Annotated in this window: 20 protein-coding genes and 1 pseudogene; 17 read left to right on the top strand and 4 right to left on the bottom strand. The window is 31.0% G+C overall.

The features are described from left to right. Nucleotides 1–122: 122 nt before the first annotated feature. Entirely contained in the window at nt 123–1049 is a 927-nt protein-coding gene (locus BSD9I1_RS10505) for a DUF2935 domain-containing protein (RefSeq protein ID WP_035305557.1), read from the top strand. A gap of 460 nt (nt 1050–1509) precedes the next feature. Here the strand turns inward: BSD9I1_RS10505 and BSD9I1_RS10500 are convergent, their stop codons facing one another. Next, nucleotides 1510–2094: a LysE family transporter gene (locus tag BSD9I1_RS10500; RefSeq protein WP_035305559.1), complete on the bottom strand. Its 585-nt coding sequence runs from the start codon at nt 2092–2094 to the stop codon at nt 1510–1512. An 88-nt stretch (nt 2095–2182) separates the two neighbouring features. On the opposite strand from BSD9I1_RS10500, the gene BSD9I1_RS10495 reads away from it, so the two are divergent. Together BSD9I1_RS10495 and BSD9I1_RS10490 are read left to right on the top strand one after the other, a co-directional pair. Then, the gene (locus tag BSD9I1_RS10495) at nt 2183–2752 is read left to right on the top strand and encodes a helix-turn-helix domain-containing protein (protein WP_186430258.1); all 570 of its coding nucleotides are present in this window, start codon (nt 2183–2185) and stop codon (nt 2750–2752) included. A gap of 44 nt (nt 2753–2796) precedes the next feature. Beyond that, nucleotides 2797–3018 (top strand): annotated as a pseudogene (locus BSD9I1_RS10490) (SAM-dependent methyltransferase); the annotation flags it as partial. Nucleotides 3019–3115: 97 nt separating this feature from the next. Here BSD9I1_RS10490 and BSD9I1_RS10485 read toward each other — a convergent pair. Beyond that, nucleotides 3116–3349 (bottom strand): (2Fe-2S)-binding protein, encoded by a 234-nt coding sequence (locus tag BSD9I1_RS10485; RefSeq protein ID WP_186430257.1) that lies wholly within the window; start codon nt 3347–3349, stop codon nt 3116–3118. 211 nt (nt 3350–3560) lie between these two features. On the opposite strand from BSD9I1_RS10485, the gene BSD9I1_RS10480 reads away from it, so the two are divergent. Further along, complete coding sequence (locus tag BSD9I1_RS10480) at nt 3561–5228, top strand: cell wall-binding repeat-containing protein (protein ID WP_186430256.1); 1668 nt, start codon at nt 3561–3563, stop codon at nt 5226–5228. Between the two features lie 88 nt (nt 5229–5316). Here BSD9I1_RS10480 and BSD9I1_RS10475 read toward each other — a convergent pair whose 3' ends face one another. Both BSD9I1_RS10475 and proB read right to left on the bottom strand, forming a co-directional pair. Further along, nucleotides 5317–6591, bottom strand: coding sequence for a glutamate-5-semialdehyde dehydrogenase (locus BSD9I1_RS10475; protein WP_186430255.1), 1275 nt, complete (start codon nt 6589–6591; stop codon nt 5317–5319). A 12-nt stretch (nt 6592–6603) separates the two neighbouring features. Next, nucleotides 6604–7410: a glutamate 5-kinase gene (gene proB, locus BSD9I1_RS10470; protein WP_186430254.1), complete on the bottom strand. Its 807-nt coding sequence runs from the start codon at nt 7408–7410 to the stop codon at nt 6604–6606. 268 nt (nt 7411–7678) lie between these two features. On the opposite strand from proB, the gene BSD9I1_RS10465 reads away from it, so the two are divergent. The 13 genes from BSD9I1_RS10465 (at nt 7679) to BSD9I1_RS10405 (ending at nt 18875) form a co-directional block, all read left to right on the top strand. Then, a complete protein-coding gene (locus BSD9I1_RS10465) occupies nt 7679–8590 on the top strand; it encodes an AEC family transporter (RefSeq protein ID WP_186430253.1) in 912 nt (303 codons plus the stop codon). Between the two features lie 98 nt (nt 8591–8688). After that, nucleotides 8689–9465 carry a histidinol phosphate phosphatase gene (locus BSD9I1_RS10460; protein WP_186430252.1) on the top strand — a complete coding sequence of 259 codons (777 nt, stop codon included), beginning with the start codon at nt 8689–8691 and terminating at the stop codon, nt 9463–9465. A 16-nt stretch (nt 9466–9481) separates the two neighbouring features. Further along, nucleotides 9482–9976: a flavin reductase family protein gene (locus BSD9I1_RS10455; protein WP_186430251.1), complete on the top strand. Its 495-nt coding sequence runs from the start codon at nt 9482–9484 to the stop codon at nt 9974–9976. Between the two features lie 56 nt (nt 9977–10032). Next, nucleotides 10033–11004 carry a hypothetical protein gene (locus BSD9I1_RS10450; protein WP_186430250.1) on the top strand — a complete coding sequence of 324 codons (972 nt, stop codon included), beginning with the start codon at nt 10033–10035 and terminating at the stop codon, nt 11002–11004. Nucleotides 11005–11049: 45 nt separating this feature from the next. Continuing rightward, nucleotides 11050–12321, top strand: a complete 1272-nt coding sequence (locus BSD9I1_RS10445) for a replication-associated recombination protein A (RefSeq protein ID WP_186430249.1) — start codon at nt 11050–11052, stop codon at nt 12319–12321. A gap of 2 nt (nt 12322–12323) precedes the next feature. Beyond that, on the top strand, nt 12324–13277 hold the full coding sequence (locus tag BSD9I1_RS10440; protein ID WP_186430248.1) for a 2-hydroxyacid dehydrogenase: 954 nt from the start codon (nt 12324–12326) through the stop codon (nt 13275–13277). 282 nt (nt 13278–13559) lie between these two features. Then, on the top strand, nt 13560–14030 hold the full coding sequence (locus tag BSD9I1_RS10435) for a metal-dependent transcriptional regulator (RefSeq protein WP_186430247.1): 471 nt from the start codon (nt 13560–13562) through the stop codon (nt 14028–14030). Between the two features lie 139 nt (nt 14031–14169). Then, nucleotides 14170–14613 (top strand): Rrf2 family transcriptional regulator, encoded by a 444-nt coding sequence (locus tag BSD9I1_RS10430; RefSeq protein WP_035305582.1) that lies wholly within the window; start codon nt 14170–14172, stop codon nt 14611–14613. Further along, complete coding sequence (gene nifS / locus BSD9I1_RS10425) at nt 14606–15808, top strand: cysteine desulfurase NifS (protein ID WP_186430246.1); 1203 nt, start codon at nt 14606–14608, stop codon at nt 15806–15808. The genes BSD9I1_RS10430 and nifS overlap by 8 nt, the downstream gene beginning before the upstream one ends. Before the next feature lies 1 nt (nt 15809). Continuing rightward, complete coding sequence (gene nifU, locus BSD9I1_RS10420) at nt 15810–16238, top strand: Fe-S cluster assembly scaffold protein NifU (protein ID WP_035305588.1); 429 nt, start codon at nt 15810–15812, stop codon at nt 16236–16238. Nucleotides 16239–16376: 138 nt separating this feature from the next. Beyond that, the gene (locus BSD9I1_RS10415; protein WP_186430245.1) at nt 16377–16895 is read left to right on the top strand and encodes a PRC-barrel domain-containing protein; all 519 of its coding nucleotides are present in this window, start codon (nt 16377–16379) and stop codon (nt 16893–16895) included. Next, complete coding sequence (locus tag BSD9I1_RS10410; protein WP_052085669.1) at nt 16870–17889, top strand: AI-2E family transporter; 1020 nt, start codon at nt 16870–16872, stop codon at nt 17887–17889. Before BSD9I1_RS10415 ends, BSD9I1_RS10410 begins: the two co-directional genes overlap by 26 nt. Nucleotides 17890–18086: 197 nt before the next feature. Next, nucleotides 18087–18875: an ABC transporter substrate-binding protein gene (locus BSD9I1_RS10405; protein ID WP_035307452.1), complete on the top strand. Its 789-nt coding sequence runs from the start codon at nt 18087–18089 to the stop codon at nt 18873–18875. Nucleotides 18876–18930: the final 55 nt, after the last annotated feature.

Raw genomic sequence — 18930 nt, 5'->3', positions numbered from 1 at the left:
AATATGTAGTAATGAAAATTAATTCATTTATATACAATGAGTGCCTATATTTTATTCAATAGTAATAAGTTAATCGAGTTAATAATATATATTAGGGTGATTAAATAATATAGGAGTTTAATATGTTATCAAATAGTGAATTTGTAAGACAATCTTTGGAGCTAAACTTGTTTTTTATGAGAATTGCAAAGGAGCACTCTATTTTTTTAGAAGCGGGATTTACTACAAGAGATCACCCATTCATTGAACAAGCAGAAATATTAAAGAATATATTCAGTAAATTGTTAGTAGAAACTATTTGTATGTCTGATGGTATAATTAGTCAGGAAACAGTAAACTCAGGAGAACTTATAACTGATTTGACTTTACTAGCAGAAAGAGAGACTCAATTTTACACTGATATTTTTATTGATCCTAATATAACTATAATGGAGGCATCATTAGCTAGCAGTAGTCCAAAACAAATTACCATGAATACTGTAAGAATGGTAGAAGATTTAAACAATAGAGCAATTAAAGCTGCAGAGCAAATTGCAATGTTCAAGAGCAGAATCTTAAGAGATGTGCTATCCTGCAGGATGTTTACCTCAAATTACCCATTACTTATAGATCATATTCTTAGAGAAGCAAAATTTTATTTAAGACTACTTAGAATATTGCAAAGTCGAAAAGAGATAGATTTAGCTAGAGAAGCTGCCTTCCAGGAAACTTTTTGGAATAGGATAATGGCTGAGCACTCAAAATTTATTCGAGGACTCTTAGATCCCACTGAAGATAAATTATTTGACACTGCAAATGATTTTGGAAGAAAATTCGATGAACTTACAGCTGAGGCTAAAAACTTGGCTAATAATTTAGGCCTCTTGCCAGCGGTAACTGAAAAGAGTCTTAAAAATACAATTGATATTCGAGATTTTAAAAGACAGGGTACGGAAGGGCTTACACAATGTAAAATTAAATCTATTGCATTTCCTTTGCTTGGTGACCACGTGGTTAGGGAAGCAAATCATTATATTAGAATGCTAAAGAACTTTAAACAAGGATCATAGAATATAAGGATAAATTGAAGCCTTTAAAGAAGTGATTTTAAATATATAAGGTTAAATATATAAGGACAGTAGTGTTTATTAATGAAACCATTTGAATATATAGGTTAATAGTTTAATAAAAGACTTGTGATAATTTAAATCACAAGTCTTTTTTAAGTGAAAAATTATAAAAATTTTAATTACATATTTAACATCATTGATATGCATCTTGCTAAATTTTGTCCTAAAGCATCACATGCTTGGATACATTGAGCTAAAGCTAAGCCAACCATAGAGCACCTCCTTAAATTAATAGCTACAAAATAACAAAACAATATGTAGATATTATGAAGAATTTGCAGCTAGTGACCGGTCATAAAAAATAAATTAGAGATAAGAAAACTATAATATTATAAAGCATTAGTCCTGTTTAAATTGATAATAAACAGGACTAATAGATTTTAAGATATGATCAAATAAACTAATTTATAATAGATATTGCACTGTATATTAGGAGTAATGCCATAAAAGTATTGAAAAGTTTTGTATATTGCATTAAAAATTTCTGAAATAAAGCACCAAAAAGTGTCCAACAGGAATTTGCTATAAATCCTATTAATGCAAGAAAAATAGAAAATAAAAAGAGTGATAAATTTGTCTTATAGTATGGTATTATAAAACTTGAGGTTACAGTTATGCCATAAATTATCACTTTTGGATTAATAAACTGCATAGCCATCCCTATAAGAAAAGTATTCGTGTTGTTAGATATGGTATCATCTGATTGAGGTTTGCTTTTTAAAATCTTTACAGCTAAATAAGCCATATACACAAATCCAACAAAATCAACAAATAATTTAATCTTTGGAATAAAGTTAAGTAAAATTAAATTAAGATAACTAGATAACAAAATGATTATTCCGAAACCAGTAGTAACACCTAAAACAAATTTAAACGTTTTTTTATATCCAAAATTACTTCCATTGGACATAGCCATAATATTATTTGGTCCTGGTGTAAAATTGGATACAAACACATAGGATAAAAATGCGGATAAACTAAACATTGTTTGAAGCCCCCTAACAAAAATTAAATGCGTACAATATAATTATATAATATGTGCGTTATAATGCACAAGGAAAGGTGAAAGTATTTTGGAAAATTTAAATATGATATTAGCAACAAACTTAAAACAAATTCGAGAAGATAGAAAATTGAGCCTTGATAATTTAGCACAGATGACTGGTGTAAGTAAGAGCATGCTTGGTCAGATTGAAAGAGGTGAATCAAACCCCACAATTACTACTGCTTGGAAAATAGCAAATGGGCTAAAAATATCATTTACTGAATTGATAAAATCCACGCAAGAAAATGCTGTAGTTATTCACAAAGAAAGTATCAATCCATTAGTTGAAGATAATGGGAAATATAAAGTATATCCATTTTTTCCTTATGAGAGTGAAAGACAATTTGAAATGTATACTGTTGAGATAGAAAAAGGTGGGTATTTAAGTGCGGATTCCCATGGAGAAGGCACAGAAGAATTTATAACCGTCTTCGATGGTGAGTTAACTATAAGAGTAAATAATGAAGAATTTACTGTGAAGGAAGGGGATTCTATAAGGTTAAAAGCTGACCAACCTCATATATATCATAATTCGGGTGATAAATTAACAAGAATTAGTATGGTTATTTATTATTCAAGATTTTTTAATAATTATTAAATTAGTAGTTTGTATTTTAAATTTGATATAAGAGAGTTAATCCAGGGGAGCGTAAAGCTGTTTTTTTGGGCGAGGAAGTTACAAAGTATCATAAAACATTGACAACATACGTAAATTCTCTTATAAAAGCGGGATTTGAAATAACAGGACTTGTTGAGCCAAAACCAGCAGAAGAGCTTATTCATACCATTCCAGGGATGGTGGATGAATTACGTAGACCAATGATGCTGATTATATCCGCAAGAAAGGCTAACGATAATTTTTAATAACGCCTGCATCTAAAGGAACATAAATATGTATCAATTAAATATAGAGCTTAGAAACATAGGGCTCTAAACTCTATATTTAACTAGACTTGTATTATTATCTGCCTAATTCAATTATATTTGCAATAAGAGGCTTACATCTTCCGCAATCCTCTCCTGTACCTGCTCCTGTAACTTCACCAACCTTTTCTACAGTATCAGCACCATTTTTAACTGCATCAATTACAGTTTTAAGTGAAACTTCCGTACAGCCGCATACAGAAGAAAGGATTTTATAAAGCTCGTCTTTACATCCTTCACAAGCAGTACAAATCGTTCTATTTCCGGCCATTGTATATACTCTCCTTCAATTTTGTGACTTTTATTCAGAAATAGTTTGTGAAAATACTCTTTTCTTATTCACTTGTAAATTTGTAGAACATATATTTTATGATCTAGATGTTTTATTTTAGAGTCATTTATTTTTAATTTCTATACTTGTGAGAACCATTCAAATAGAATATAATAACATAGTCATAAAATGTTAATAAAGGAGGACAAAAATGAGGAAAATAATGTTAAGAGTTGTTTCAACGCTAACGTTGTCTTTAACTGTATCATTAACATCTCAAGTTAATGCGGCAAATTTAGAGGACAGGCTTGCAGGAAACAATAGGTATCAAACAGGAGCTGAAATTGTAGGTAAAGGGTGGACAACTTCTGATTACGTAGTAATAGCTAGTGGAGAAGGATTTGCAGATGCGCTTTGTGCAGCACCTTTAGCTAAAAAGTATAATGCACCAATTTTACTTACTGGCAAAAATACTTTAGATTTAAACACAAAAAATGAGTTGAAAAGACTCAATGTAAAAAATGTGTTTATAGTAGGAGGAACTGGTGTTGTATCAGATAGCGTAAATTCTGAAATAAAGGGCATGACTATTGAAACTACTAGAATTGCTGGAAAAAATAGATTTCAAACATCCTTAGAGGTAGCTAAAAATCTAGGAGAAAGCAGCGGTGTAGTTGTAACCAATGGATTTGGATTTGCAGATGCTTTATCTATAGCTCCAGTTGCAGCCCAAGGAGGAATGCCAATACTTCTCACAGATAAAGCAGATTTATCAGATCAGGTTAAGGGCTTTTTGTCAAATAAGTCTTATGAAAAAAGTTACATAGTTGGAGGAAGTGGGGTTGTAAGTGATAAGATAGCTTCACAGCTAAAGAATGTTACAAGACTTGGAGGAAGCAGCAGATATGGAACTAATGCCGCAGTATTAAACCAGTTTTCAAATGAATTTAATTATGATAAGGTTTATGTTGCATCAGGTGCAAATTATCCAGATGCTTTATGTGGAAGTGCGCTGGCTGCCTTAAGTAACTCTCCTTTAATTTTAGTAGGAACTTCTGTGGATTCTTCAGTAATGTCTTCAATAAAAGCTAAGCATGATACATATAACAATGTAATAATTTTAGGTGGAACTGGAGTAGTTTCTGATATAGTGGCTGATAATGTTGTAAGCGGTGCTATTAATGTTATTTCTGTAACTTTAAACAAGACCTCTAATACACTTGGCATAGATGAAGCAGTTACTTTAGCAGCAACTATATTTCCGAGTAATGCGGAAAATAAAGGGGTAAAATGGACATCTTCAAATGAGAATATAGCAACAGTAGATGCTGCAGGAAGGGTAACTGGAATAAGCAGTGGTACGGCAGTAATAACAGCAACAACAGTGGAGGGAAATAAGGCAGCGAGCTGCACTGTTACTGTACAAAAGAAAATAATAACTCATTTACCTTCAACTTATTTAGTTGGAGTGGATATTCCAGAGGGTGAGTATGTTCTATTTCCAGAAGGAAGTGGTTATTTTGCTATAACTGCTGATGCTAATGGCAGAGACATCATTAATAATGATAACTTTGCGTATCCTAGATATGTAAGTGTACAATCTGGAACCTATATGTATCTACATAATGCAAAAATGCATCCTGTTAATGCATCTCCTGACATTACCTTCTCTAACGGAAGATATATTGGATATTTAAAAGTTGGAGTTGATATCCCAACTGGAACTTACAAAGTAAAAACATTTGGCAGTAGAGGATATTATGCAATCACAGATAGATATGATAATATCTTTGCAAATGACAATTTTACAGGTGATACATATATAACAATAAAAGATGGGCAGTATCTTGAGTTAAATAACTGCTATATAGAAAAGTAAAGTGCCACTCACATGGCAAGTGGCAAGTTTATATGTAGAAAGGACTGAATCCTATAGCTTATAGGGTTCAATCCTTTAATTATTAGTGCTATCTAATTTGCCCGCTGCCATTTATTACATACTTTATAGTAGTAAGTTGAGGAAGCCCCATAGGTCCTCTAGCATGAAGCTTTTGAGTGCTTATTCCAATTTCAGCACCAAAACCAAATTCAAAGCCGTCTGTAAATCTAGTAGAAGCATTTACATAAACTGCTGCAGCATCTATAGTCTCTAAGAAGATTTGAGAATTTTTATAATCATTTGTAACTATGCATTCGGAATGTTTAGTTCCATGGTTATAAATATGTTCCATTGCTTCTTCTAAGGAGTCTACAACTTTAACTGCTAAAATCAAATCCAGATATTCTGTATTCCAATCTTCAGAAGTTGCAGGCTTTACATTTGCCTCAATATTATTAGCAGCTATTATTTTTTTAGTTTTTTCACAAACTCTAAGCTCTACACCTAACTTATTTAAAGTACTTGTGATTTTAGGAACAAATTCTTCCGCAGCATCTTTATGAATTAGAATTGTTTCTATTGCATTACATACTGCAGGTCTTTGAGTTTTTCCATTAACTATGATATTTTCAGCCATAGTAAGGTCTGCAGAGCTATCTACAAACACATGGCAGTTACCAACTCCTGTTTCTATAACAGGTACTGTGGCATTTTTAACTACAGTTTGTATAAGTCCAGCACCACCGCGAGGAATTAAAACATCTATATACTGATTTAATTTAAGCATTATATTTACAATTTCTCTATCTGTAATTTCTACAAGTTGTATAAAATCTGGTGAAAGATTACAGGATATAAGAGAACTTCTAAGTATTTTAGCTATAGCCATATTTGTATTTATAGCTTCAGATCCACCTCTAAGTATTACTGCATTCCCAGATTTTAAGCAAAGAGCTGCAGCATCTACAGTTACATTTGGACGAGCTTCATATATTATTCCGATAACTCCTAATGGTACTCTCTTTTGTCCTATAGTTATGCCATTAGGTCTTTTCCAGGCGCTTATAACTTCTCCGATAGGATCTGGAAGTTCAGCCACTTGCCTTAAACCTTCAGCCATAGCATCTATTCTTTGTTCATTTATAAGAAGTCTATCTAAAAGGGAATTGTTTAATCCTTTTTCTTCTCCAAGTTTTAAATCAATTTTATTTGCTTCAATAATTTCTAAAGCATTGTTCTTCAAAGCTTCAGCCATAGATAATAGGGCCTTGTTTTTAGAATTTGTATCTAAGGATGAAAGCTTTCTAGAAGCTTCTTTAGCTTTTGCTCCAATGCCTAATATATATTCTTGTAAGTTTTCCATGTGTATTCCTCCTTATTTTACGTCAGCTTTAAACCAAGTTCCTACTTCATCTCCTGAAATAACTTTACCTAGTACTTCTGCATTATCTCCATTTACAATTACCATGGATATTCCAGAAGCTGTAGCAATTTTTGCAGCATTGATTTTTGTAGCCATGCCGCCTGTACCAAGATTGCTTCCAGCACCACCTGCGCATGCTTCGATTTCTTCAGTAACTTTTTCAACTGTACTTATAAGCTTTGCGTCTTTATTTTTTCTAGGGTCTGAATCATACAGACCATCTATATCGGACATAAGTATAAGTAAATCTCCTTCAATAAGTTCAGATACTAGTGCAGAAAGGGTATCATTATCTCCAACTTTTATTTCATCTACCACAACGGCATCATTTTCATTTATTATAGGAATTACATTTTGATTCAAAAGAGCAGAAAAAGTATTATGAGCATTTTCTCTACGGACTTCATTTGTCATGTCTTCTTTAGTTAGAAGAACTTGAGCAACAGTTTTGCCGTATTCAGAAAATATCTTTTCATACATATGCATAAGTATACCTTGACCCACCGCAGCCGCAGCTTGTTTTTCAGGGATGCTTTTAGGTCTTTCCTTAAGGCCTAATTTTCCCATGCCTGCTCCAATTGCCCCAGAACTTACAAGAACAACGCTGTATCCTTGATTGTGCATATCTGCAAGTTGTCTTACCAAATGTTCTATATGAGAAAGATTTAAGAGCCCATTATTATAAGTTAAAGTAGAAGAACCAACTTTAACAATTATCTTTTGTATAGTTTTTAAATAATCTTTACGTAAGTTAGTCATCAAAACGCCCCCTATAAACATTTTTTATATAATCTTTATTAATGATTATCTCATAATTTTATAAAAAATTAAATGAAGTTTTTAAGAAATATAATAAATTTAAAAACAAACTGCATAAATATCCTGACGTTATTTGGTAAGTGAAAAAATTTGATGTATAATATATAAAGAAATATTGAACATTTTTAAATAATGTTTGTATATTAATAAAAGGAAACTCACTCAATAACTTGAGTAGTAAACACTTCTTAAAATAAGGATGGGAGAAATGCAAAATCAAATTGTAGATCAGGTCATAATATTATGTTTTATAATGCTTATAGGTTTATATAGTAGAAGAAAAAACTTTATAAAGGAAGAAACGCTAAAAAGTCTTACAGATTTACTTGTAAATGTAACGCTGCCATGCTTAATTTTAGCTTCATTTAATACTGAGTATTCAAAGGAAACAACCGAAAAGATTAAAGCCATATTAATATACTCTTTGACAATACATGTTTTCTTAGCTGTTATAAGCGGAGTGTTTTACTTTAAGTTTAAGGAAAATACAAAGCAAGTTTTAAAGTTTGTAACCATATTTTCTAATTTTGGATTTATGGGATATCCTATAATGGAAGGTATGTACGGTAAAATAGGAGTTTTTTATGCATCTATTTTTGGAGTTCCATTTAACGTGATATTACTTACCTATGGAGCACTTCTGTTTTCTAAAGAAGAAAAGAACAACTTTAATTTAAAAAATATACTGATTCAGCCAGGAATTTTATTTGTGGTTATAGGACTAATAGTGTTTTTTGGGAAGATTAAACTTCCATACATTATAATGGGAACCTTAAATTATGTAGGAGGAATGACAACACCTTTATCAATGATTATAATAGGTGCTAATTTTGCAAATGTAAGTATAAAGGAAATAGTAAAGGATTTAAGAATTTATTATGTATCCTTTATAAAATTGTTTATAGTTCCTTTTATGGTTTATGGAGTATTAAAGATTTTAAAAGCAGATGATTATTTGATAAAAATGTGTGTAATACTAGAAGCAATGCCTGCAGCTGCAATGACTACTGTTTTTGCAGAAAAGTATAACAACAATAAGGTATTTTCAGCAAAATGTGTGGTAGTAACTACAATTTTATCTATATTTACAATTCCCATAGTAATTAATGCATTATTTTAAATATAATAGAGGCTGTTTCAATATGGGTGAACAGTATACTACAGCCTCTTATTATAAACAAATTATATTACAATTAGGATTATTTTGGAGGTGATTTTATGTTTGATAGTCATGTACATACGAATTTTTCTACAGATTGCATGATGCCCTTAGAAGATGCAATAAGCTCTGCAAATAAGAAAGATATGGGAATAATAATTACAGATCATTTTGATTTGAAGTATATGGTTAAGGATAAGTTCATATTTGATATAGATAAGTATGTTAAGGAATACGCATTATATAGAAATGAAAAAGTATTACTTGGCATAGAAATGGGTATGAGGGAAGATGTGCTAGATGAAAATAGAGCTATAGCTTTAAAATATGATTTGGATTTTATATTGGGATCTGTACATGTGGTAAATTATGACGGAAAGTATTATGATATATATACAGAAGAGTTTTATGAAGGTAGAGATAAAAAGGAATGTTACATAAATTATTTAGAAGACATATTAAAATGTGTAAAAGAATATGATTTTATAGATTCTTTAGGACATATAGATTACATAGCTAGATATGCTCCCTTTGAAGATAGAGAAATATACTATGATGATTATAGGGAACACATAGATGAAATATTAAGTATTATGGCTAAAAATGAAAGAGCTATAGAAATAAATACTAGAAGATTTAATAAAAAAGAAGCAATGATAAATTTAGAAAAAATATATAAGAGGTTCAAGGAATTAGGCGGCAAAATTGTAACTATAGGCTCTGATTCTCACACTACTGAAAGTATTGGGAAAAACTTTGATTTAGCTATTGAACTTGCAGACTTATGTGGCTTAAAGCCAGTTTGTTTTAAAAACAGAAAGCCTGAATATTTATAATTAGGAGGAATTTATTATGGAATACACAAAATATTTTAAGGATGCTATTGATGTTTTAAAAACTAAGGGAGCTTTTTTAACAGTAAAAAGTGGAGATAAGGTAAACACTATGACTATAGGCTGGGGAGATATAGGATATATATGGAGAAAGCCAGTATTTATGGTTATGGTTAGAAAATCTAGATATACTTATGATATTATAGAAGGAGCAGAAGATTTTACTGTAAGTATTCCTGTAAACTGCGATTTAAAAAAGGAACTTGCACTATGTGGGACAAAATCAGGAAGAGATATAGATAAGTTTAAAGAGTGTAACTTATCTATGGGAAAATCAAATAAGGTAAATTCTCCTATTATAGGTGAATGTGATTTGCAGTTTGAGTGCAAAATAGTATATAAGCAACATATGGATGAAAAGTTTTTATCTCCAGAAATAAATAAATCTTGTTATGAAAATGGTGATTATCATACTATGTATTATGGAGAAATAGTTGATTGTTACTTAAAGTAACACATAATACTCATTTTTAAAACAAGATATCAATAAAAAGTAAAGGAGTTTTAAAAATGGGGTTAGGTAAAAAACTAGAAAGCTTAAATAAGATAGCCTTAAGTAAGGCTAAGGAAACTGTACAATGCTTGTATTTAGAAGGAAAAGTTAAAAGAATAGATAAAAATATAGATGGTGCTAAAAATAGAGATAAGCACAAATTGGAGTGTAATAAAAGAGAAACCCTTCAAAATATAAATGCAATTAAATTCAATGAGGGCATACAAAGAAGAGAAGAAGCAAAGAGATTAAAAGAAGAAGCAAAGATATCTATAAATGAGAGACGCAATGAAAGCAAAGATTTAGGTACAATTTCTAAATTACAAAGGCAGTTTAAAGATTTGCCAATAGTCACTGTAGTGGATGATTTAGTAGAAGGTGCATCGGGCATTGAAAAGATAACAAGAATGGTTAATGAAAATCCAAGAGATCCATATAGCTGGCTTATTTTAGCGGAAACATTAAAGTATTATAAAAAGGCGTTTATAATTTTAAATGCAATAAAAATTCCTGTAGACCCTATTGGTTCCTTAATTGATATAGGAGTTGAAATAGGTGGAGGCTATATAGAAGAAAACTTGGATAAAGATAAATGGAGCTACAGACGGGCGCTGCTTAAATGTATTAATTTAGGAATGAAAAGTGATATAAAAGATGAAAAGACTCTCATATGTATAGGCAGAAGTGCTGAGCTTTTAGCTAAGGAAGCTAAAGAGCCTTTGGAGAGAGATAATCTCATTATATTAAGTCAACGACATTTTAAAGAAGCCTTAAAAGTAGTATCTGATGATACTAAAGATGAGCTCATGTATTATTTAGGAGTTATAGATGAAAAGAAGGTAAAAAGATTTAAATATGCCTATAGAAAAAATTTATTAAAGGCTGCAACCTTTGGGGCAGTGAATATGGTTACAAAGCAAAGTGAAAAATTAATTAAGACAGGTGAAAAGATTTTAGACAGAACGTTAGATATTTTGATTAAAGAATAGGCCTTTAAAAGCCTATTCAAAACTTTATTGAGGTGGTTTTTATTGATGATAAATAAGCCCCTGGCGGATGAAATGAGACCTGAGGATATTTCTCAGGTGGTAGGACAAAAACATATCTTAGGGGATGGGAAAATATTAAATAGAATAATAAAGTCTAAAAAGCTTACTAATATGATATTTTATGGCCCCCCTGGGGTAGGAAAGACAACCGTTGCAAATATAATAGCTAGGATTACAAACAAGACGTTTTACAAGTTAAATGCTACTAATGCTTCTTTAAGTGATATAAAGGATATTATAAAGGATTTAAATAGTCTAATGACCATAAATGGTGTTGTTTTATATTTAGATGAAATTCAAAACTTCAATAAAAAGCAGCAGCAATCTCTTTTGGAGTTTATGGAGAATGGTTCTATAACCTTGATTGCAAGTACTACTGAAAATCCATACCACTATATATATAAGGCTATTTTAAGCAGATCTACTATTTTTGAATTTAAACCTCTTTTGAAGGAAGATATAAAAGAGGGGATTACAAATGCTCTTTATAAGCTTCAGGGAGAGTTTGAGGGTAGCATAGTTTTAGAAGAAGATGCATTAGATTATATAAGTGAGGTAAGTGGCGGAGATTTAAGAAAGGCATTAAATGCACTTGAACTTTGTGTGTATTCCACTAATAAAAATTTAGAAGGAAAAATACATATTGACTTAAACATAGCTGTAGAATGTGCCCAAAAGAAGGTATTAAATTATGATAAGTTTGGGGACAGCCACTATGATATATTAAGTGCCTTTCAAAAATCCATAAGAGGAAGTGATCCTGAGGCTGCTATTCATTATTTGGCAAGGCTTGTGGAGGCGGGTGACTTAGCTTCTATAACTAGAAGGCTTTTAGTAATTGCCGCAGAGGATATAGGACTTGCTTATCCCAATGCCATAGCTATAGTTAAAGCTTGCACTGATGTTGCTTTTCAGTTAGGATTTCCAGAGGCTAGAATACCACTGGCCGAAGCTGTATTACTTTTAGCCACCTCACCTAAATCCAATTCTGCTGTTATGGCTATAGATAAAGCATTAAGTGATATAAAAAGCAGGGATGTAGGGGATATACCACAGCATTTAAAAGATGCACACTATAGTGGGGCTGAAGCTTTGGGAAGAGGAAAAGAATATAAATATCCTCATGACTATAAAAACCACTATGTAAAACAACAATATTTACCAAATAACATAAAAGAGTCTGTATATTATACTCCAGGAACAAACAAAATGGAGGAAAAGATAGCTCAATATATGAGATATTTAAGGGAGGAATGAAAATGAAAATAGCTGTATTAGAACCACTAGGTATTTCAAAGGAGGAAGCTTTAAGAATTGGCGAAGCACTTATAAATGAAGGGCATGAAATTGTATATTACGAAGACAGAAACGAAGATATAGAAGTATTAAAGGAAAGGGCAAAGGATGCAGAAGTTTTAGTAATTGCTAACATGCCTTTAAAAGCTGAGGTTATAAATTCAAATGATAAGCTTAAAATGATTTCAGTGGCTTTCACAGGAGTAGACCATGTGGATTTAAATGCCTGCAAAGAAAAAAATATAACTGTATGCAATGCAGCAGGATATAGTACTACTTCTGTGGCAGAGCTAACATTTGGGCTTATAATATCACTTTTAAGAAATATAGTACCTCTAGATAAAATTACTAGAGCAGGAGGCACAAAACAGGGATTTGCTCAAAATGATCTTGAAGGAAAAACTCTTGGAGTAATTGGTACTGGAGCAATCGGAAGAAGAGTAATAGAAATAGGAAAGGCCTTTGGATGCAATATATTAGCCTATAATAGATCTAAGAAAGAAGAAGTAGAAAAACTAGGAGTAAAATATGTTTCAATAGAAGAATTAATGGCTGAAAGTGATATAGTATCTATTCATATACCATTAAATGCAGAAACTCGTGGTATTATAAATAAAGATAAAATTGCATTAATGAAAAAAGATTCTATTCTTATAAATACTGCAAGAGGACCTATTGTTGACAATGAAGCTTTAGCAGAAGCTTTAAGAACAGAAAAAATTAAGGGTGCTGGTATAGATGTATTTGATATAGAACCACCGCTTGATACAAAATATCCTCTTTTAAGCACTACAAATTCTGTAGTAGCCCCACATATAGGCTTTGCAACAAAAGAAGCAATGGTAAGAAGAGCTCATATTACATTTGATAATATTACTAAATGGCTTCAGGGAAATCCTCAAAACTTAATAAAATAATTAATGGAGGGGTTTTCACATTAAAAAATTAAACTACAATATATTGTTTTAGAATTTAAAAATTTAATACAATATATTGTAGTTTTTTATTCTTTGTGCGACAGCTCCTATATTTTTTAAAAAGCATACTTATAAGTTTCTTACATAGTATTTAATGAGGGGACATCTTGTTAACTGAGATATACTAATTTATAACAAAATCAAAGGTTTCTATAAGTCATGCAATTAAGCATTCTGTTAAGCGAGATGTAATGAGTAATTAAGAGGAGAGATTTTATTTATATGGTAGGAGAAGATTTCTATACCTTTAGAGGATATATGGAAAAAGATTGGGGCCATATTACAGCTTCAATGGAAGATTATATAGAAATGATATATAGATTATCTTTATCCCAAGGATTCACCAGGGTGAATGAATTATCAAAGTCATTGAATGTACAGCCGCCTTCAGCTACAAAGATGCTTCATAAGCTTTCAGAGCTTAATCTTGTGATTTATAAAAAATATGGAGTTATAATGCTAACTGAAGAAGGAAAACAAATGGGAGGGCTGCTTTTAACAAGACACAACATAATAGAAAGCTTTTTAAAGCTAATTTCTCCAAAGGGGGATGTGCTGGAGCAGACAGAAAAAATAGAACATTCACTTACCCCAGAAACTATAAAAAACTTAAATTATTTTTTAGATTTCTTAAATAAAAATCCTGATATTGCAAATAAATATAATAAGTATTTAATGGATAAGGATATGTAAAAATTTAACGAATACATATCCTTAAATTTTTTAATAAATTTATAAAAAATATTGTTGACAACTTTACTCGGGTTTGATATTATGTTTTTGAAAGTATAGTAAATCACTCAACATTACATATAATAAAAGAGGTGATTTAATGAAATTATCAACTAAGGGACAATATGGGGTCAAGGCTATGGTAGATTTAGCAATAAACTATAGTGAAGAACCTATTTCAATAAAAAGTATTTCAGAAAGACAAAATATATCTGAATATTACCTGGAGCAGCTTTTTTCTTCCTTAAGAAAGGCAGATTTGATTAAAAGTATTAGAGGTGCTCAAGGGGGATATATATTAAGCAGAGAACCTAAAAACATAACCGTTTCTGAAATAATGAATGTATTAGAAGGACCTTTAAAATTATCTGAGTGTTTACAGGACGGGGAATGTTCTAATATAAAAGTATGTTCCACAAGACTTTTGTGGTCAAGAATAAAGGAAAGTATAGATCAAGTTACTAAGACTACGACCTTACAAGATATGGTAGATGATTATAATAATTTAATGGCAAATAAGAAAGGGGAAAACAACAATGGATAAAAAATATGTATATATGGACTATGCAGCTACTACATTTACAAAACCAGAGGTTTTAGAAGAAATGATGCCTTATTTTACTGAAAACTTTGCGAACCCTTCTTCTAAATTTTACGCTATATCTGCAAAGCCAAGAATGGCTATAGATAAAGCAAGAGAAAGAGTAGCTAAAGCTATTAATGCAGAAAAAGATGAGATTTACTTTACAGCTGGTGGATCCGAGGCAGATAACTGGGCATTAAAAGGAGTTGCTTTTGCAAATAAAAACAAAGGAAATCATATAATAACTACAGTTATAGAACATCATGCTATAACACACACTTGTGAGTTTTTAAAGAAGCATGGCTTTGAAATAACATATCTTCCTGTAAATGAAGAAGGATTAATTAGCATAGAAGATTTAAAAAATGCTATTAAAGATACTACAATACTTGTATCAGTAATGTTTGCTAATAATGAAGTTGGAGCTATTCAACCTATTAAAGAAATAGGTGAAGTTTGTAGAGAAAGAAAGATTTACTTCCATACAGATGCAGTTCAGGCTGTAGCACACGTTGGGGTAGATGTAAAGGATATGAATATAGATATGCTTTCCATGGCTGGACATAAGTTCTATGGACCAAAAGGAATAGGAGCATTATATATCAAAAAAGGAGTTAAGATAGAAAACTTAATTCACGGCGGCGGACAGGAAAAGGGAAGAAGAGCAAGTACAGAAAATGTACCTGGAATCGTTGGTATAGGAAAAGCTGTAGAGCTTGCTGTTTCTGAATTAGAAGAAGAAAGCAAGAGAGTATCTTATTTAAGAGATAAACTTATAAATGGCCTTACAGAAAGAATACCTCATGTTAAATTAAATGGACCAAGAGGAGATAAGAGATTACCTGGTAACGTAAATATGTGTTTTGTAGGAGTAGAGGGAGAAACACTACTTTTAGATTTAGACTTTGAAGGAATATGTGCTTCAACTGGAAGTGCATGTGCATCTGGTTCTCTAGATCCATCACATGTTTTACTTGCTATGGGACTTACTCATGGTATAGCGCATGGTTCATTAAGACTTAGTTTAGGTGCTAATACCACAGAAGAAGAAGTAGAATACGTATTAGATATACTACCACAAATAATAAAGAGAAGACGTGAAATGTCACCTTATTGGGAAGAATACTTAAATAGCTTAAAGGAAGGGGAAAAATAGTATGTATAGCGAAAAAGTTATGGACCATTTTAGAAACCCAAGAAATGTAGGAGAAATTGCTGACGCTAATGGTGTAGGAGAAGTTGGAAATCCAAAGTGTGGAGATATAATGAAAATATACCTAAAGGTTGAAGATAATATAATAAAAGATGTTACATTTAAGACTTTTGGATGTGGATCTGCTATAGCTTCCTCCAGTATGGCAACAGAGCTTATAAAAGGAAAAACTATAGAAGAAGCATGGGAATTAACTAATAAGGCAGTAGCAGAAGCTTTAGACGGACTTCCACCAGTAAAAATGCACTGTTCCGTACTTGCAGAAGAAGCTATTCATAAAGCTATAAATGATTATAGAAGAAATTCAGGCTTAGAGCCTTGGTATATGGAAGAGCATTCCGATCATATTCATGAAGAAGTTCATGGTGAATAATTAACCTGAGAGAAATTTCCCAGGAAATAAAAGGAGATTAGATAATGTAATTATCTAATCTCCTTTTATTTATATATACATCATATTTTTTACATAATAGGTAAGAATATATTTATACTATCTTTGGAGTGATATGAAGTGTATAGAAAAAAAGATTTCTTGTTTATGAATGTAAGCAATGTAAAAGGAAAATCCATGGGATTTGTTAAGGATTTAGCTGTAGATTTTAACATAGGAGGAGTAATTGGCTTTTTAGTATCTTCTTATTCTCTATTTCAGTCATCTCTCTATGTATTTAAAGAAGATATAATTTCATTTGATAAGCACATGATTGCAGGCTCTTATCATAAAGGAAAATGTTTAAACTTTGAAAATATAAAGGGAATGAATGTAATAGATATTAAGGGAAATATGATAGGCATGGTAGAAGATATAATATTTAATGAAGATACATTTGTGATACAAGGAGTAATAGTTTCTACAGGCTATGCTACCAATTTTCTTTATGGCAAGAAGATATTATTATTAAAAGATTTGCTACTTGGTGATAGCCACATACTGTATCATAGAAAAAGCTATAATATTAACTTTATTAACTTACCAAGCAAGCTGTTTAGGGAAGAGGATGGTTATGCTAGAAGTAATAAAAAAATATAAAAAGGGATTCATAGTAGTTTTTGTATTTATTTTGGCCTTTATATTGCTTTTAAAAGTAAAATTTATAAGAGATATGTTTAATCTTATATTTGTATCCTTTATATTATTTTATGTTTTTAAGCCATTTAGAGATATGCTTATGAATAAAGGCCTTGGAAGAAGAGTTTCATCACTAATAATAATGTTTATAGTAGTTACCGTTTTTGTATCAATATTTATCTTTATAATTCCATCCATTATTAAAGAAAGCTTAAATTTATACGATTCATTAAAAAATTTAGGAAGTTACACAAATAGAATTTATGAAAATATTAAGATAAATAGAGGAATTGCATATAGTATTACTCAAAATATATATATAAGAGGGAGTAAGGCCTTTGAATTATTTCTAAATAGTTGGCTAAATAAGGCACTTACCCTTGGAGAAAATTTACTATCTATTGCTATTATACCAATAATAGCCTATTATTTTTTATCAGATAGTTTAAAGCTTAAAAATAGGTTTCTTGCTCTTTTTCCTATTCAAAGTAGAAATATTATAGATAAGATATTAGAGGATACTGATAGAATATTAAGCAGATATGTAATAACTCAATTTTTATTATGTTTTATAATTGGGGTATGTACTTTTATAGTGTTAATAACTTTTAAAGTTCAATTTTCACTGACTCTATCGCTTTTAAATGCTTTTTTTAATATAATACCTTACTTTGGGCCAATATTTGGTGCAATACCTGCAATAGTTATGGCGCTACTTAAATCACCTCAAGCAGCTCTTTGGGTAGCCTTTTGGCTTTATCTTATTCAACAAGTGGAAGGAGATTTTATATCTCCAAAGTTTATAGGTGATAATATTAGTATGCATCCTTTAGCTGTAATACTAATTCTCGTTATAGGAGGTAAGGTAGGAGGCTTTTTTGGAATGGTGCTAGCAGTTCCCGTAGGTGTAGTAGCTAAAGTTATATATGAGGATTTAAATTATTATATGTTCTAGTATAATGGTTGTAAAAAATAGAGTATCCTAAAGGGAACTCTATTTTTTACATAAATATTAAAAAAAACATTGAATAATTATATATACTTAACTATAATTATAAAGGATTAATTCGATTTACCAATTTACAATAAAAAAATGCAACTGTGTAAATATTCATAAGTGAATATTTAAATATAACTTAAGGGGGACTTTTTATGAAAAAAATTATTAAAATTCTTATTCCTTTATTTTTCATTGTAACTGTATTTGCAGGCTGCGGTAAAAAGCAGGAAAATTTAAGTACCATGGAAAAAGTTAAGCAGACAAAAAAACTAGTGGTGGGAATCGAAGAAGGCTACCCCCCTATGGAGTTTAGAGATGAAAATAAAAATCTAGTAGGATTTGATGTGGACTTTGCTAATGAAGTAGGAAAAAGATTAGGTGTAACTACTGAATTTTTTGTAGTTGATTTCAGTGGACTTATAATGGCTCTTAATGCTAAGAAATTCGATGTTGCAATAGCAAGTATAAGCATAACAGATAAGAGAAAAGAATCCATAGATTTTTCAGAACCTTACATAATGGGTGGACAAATATTAGCAGTTAAAAAGGGAAATACAAGTATTAAAGGTGTAAATGATTTACAAGGAAAGGTGCTTGGCTGTCAGCTTGGAACAACAGGAGAAAATGTAGCATCAACTATTAAAGGAATAAAAGAATTAAAGAAGTATGATAAGATAACTGAGGCCTTTTATGAGCTATCTAGTGGAAGAGTAGATGCTGTAGTTATGGATGCTCAAGTTGGTGGATATTACACTACTAAAAAGCCAGGAGAATATGAAGTGTTAAAAGGAATAATAAGCGAAGAGCCTATGGGAATTGGCTATAGAAAAGAAGATAAAGAATTAAGAGAAGCGATAGATAAGATAGTAGAAGACATGAAAAAGGATGGTACATTATCAAAGCTTTCAATGAAATGGTTTGGATTTGACAGCTATAAATAAAAAAAGAAAAAAAGTGCCACCCACATGGCAAGTGGCAAGTTTAAATATAAAGTAA

This window comes from Clostridium sp. BSD9I1 (genome assembly GCF_900185645.1).
Lineage (GTDB): Bacteria > Bacillota > Clostridia > Clostridiales > Clostridiaceae > Clostridium_AK.
Note: the sequence above shows the minus strand (reverse complement) of the source record. Positions and strands in the feature narration are given on the sequence as shown.

Coding starts and splice junctions, on each gene's coding strand:
- BSD9I1_RS10505 (WP_035305557.1), top strand. CDS start 123: ATGTTATCAAATAGTGAATTTGTAAGACAATCTTTGGAGCTAAACTTG.
- BSD9I1_RS10500 (WP_035305559.1), bottom strand. CDS start 2,094: ATGTTTAGTTTATCCGCATTTTTATCCTATGTGTTTGTATCCAATTTT.
- BSD9I1_RS10485 (WP_186430257.1), bottom strand. CDS start 3,349: ATGGCCGGAAATAGAACGATTTGTACTGCTTGTGAAGGATGTAAAGAC.
- BSD9I1_RS10480 (WP_186430256.1), top strand. CDS start 3,561: ATGAGGAAAATAATGTTAAGAGTTGTTTCAACGCTAACGTTGTCTTTA.
- BSD9I1_RS10475 (WP_186430255.1), bottom strand. CDS start 6,591: ATGGAAAACTTACAAGAATATATATTAGGCATTGGAGCAAAAGCTAAA.
- proB (WP_186430254.1), bottom strand. CDS start 7,410: ATGACTAACTTACGTAAAGATTATTTAAAAACTATACAAAAGATAATT.
- BSD9I1_RS10465 (WP_186430253.1), top strand. CDS start 7,679: ATGCAAAATCAAATTGTAGATCAGGTCATAATATTATGTTTTATAATG.
- BSD9I1_RS10460 (WP_186430252.1), top strand. CDS start 8,689: ATGTTTGATAGTCATGTACATACGAATTTTTCTACAGATTGCATGATG.
- BSD9I1_RS10455 (WP_186430251.1), top strand. CDS start 9,482: ATGGAATACACAAAATATTTTAAGGATGCTATTGATGTTTTAAAAACT.
- BSD9I1_RS10450 (WP_186430250.1), top strand. CDS start 10,033: ATGGGGTTAGGTAAAAAACTAGAAAGCTTAAATAAGATAGCCTTAAGT.
- BSD9I1_RS10445 (WP_186430249.1), top strand. CDS start 11,050: ATGATAAATAAGCCCCTGGCGGATGAAATGAGACCTGAGGATATTTCT.
- BSD9I1_RS10440 (WP_186430248.1), top strand. CDS start 12,324: ATGAAAATAGCTGTATTAGAACCACTAGGTATTTCAAAGGAGGAAGCT.
- BSD9I1_RS10435 (WP_186430247.1), top strand. CDS start 13,560: ATGGTAGGAGAAGATTTCTATACCTTTAGAGGATATATGGAAAAAGAT.
- BSD9I1_RS10430 (WP_035305582.1), top strand. CDS start 14,170: ATGAAATTATCAACTAAGGGACAATATGGGGTCAAGGCTATGGTAGAT.
- nifS (WP_186430246.1), top strand. CDS start 14,606: ATGGATAAAAAATATGTATATATGGACTATGCAGCTACTACATTTACA.
- nifU (WP_035305588.1), top strand. CDS start 15,810: ATGTATAGCGAAAAAGTTATGGACCATTTTAGAAACCCAAGAAATGTA.
- BSD9I1_RS10410 (WP_052085669.1), top strand. CDS start 16,870: ATGCTAGAAGTAATAAAAAAATATAAAAAGGGATTCATAGTAGTTTTT.
- BSD9I1_RS10405 (WP_035307452.1), top strand. CDS start 18,087: ATGAAAAAAATTATTAAAATTCTTATTCCTTTATTTTTCATTGTAACT.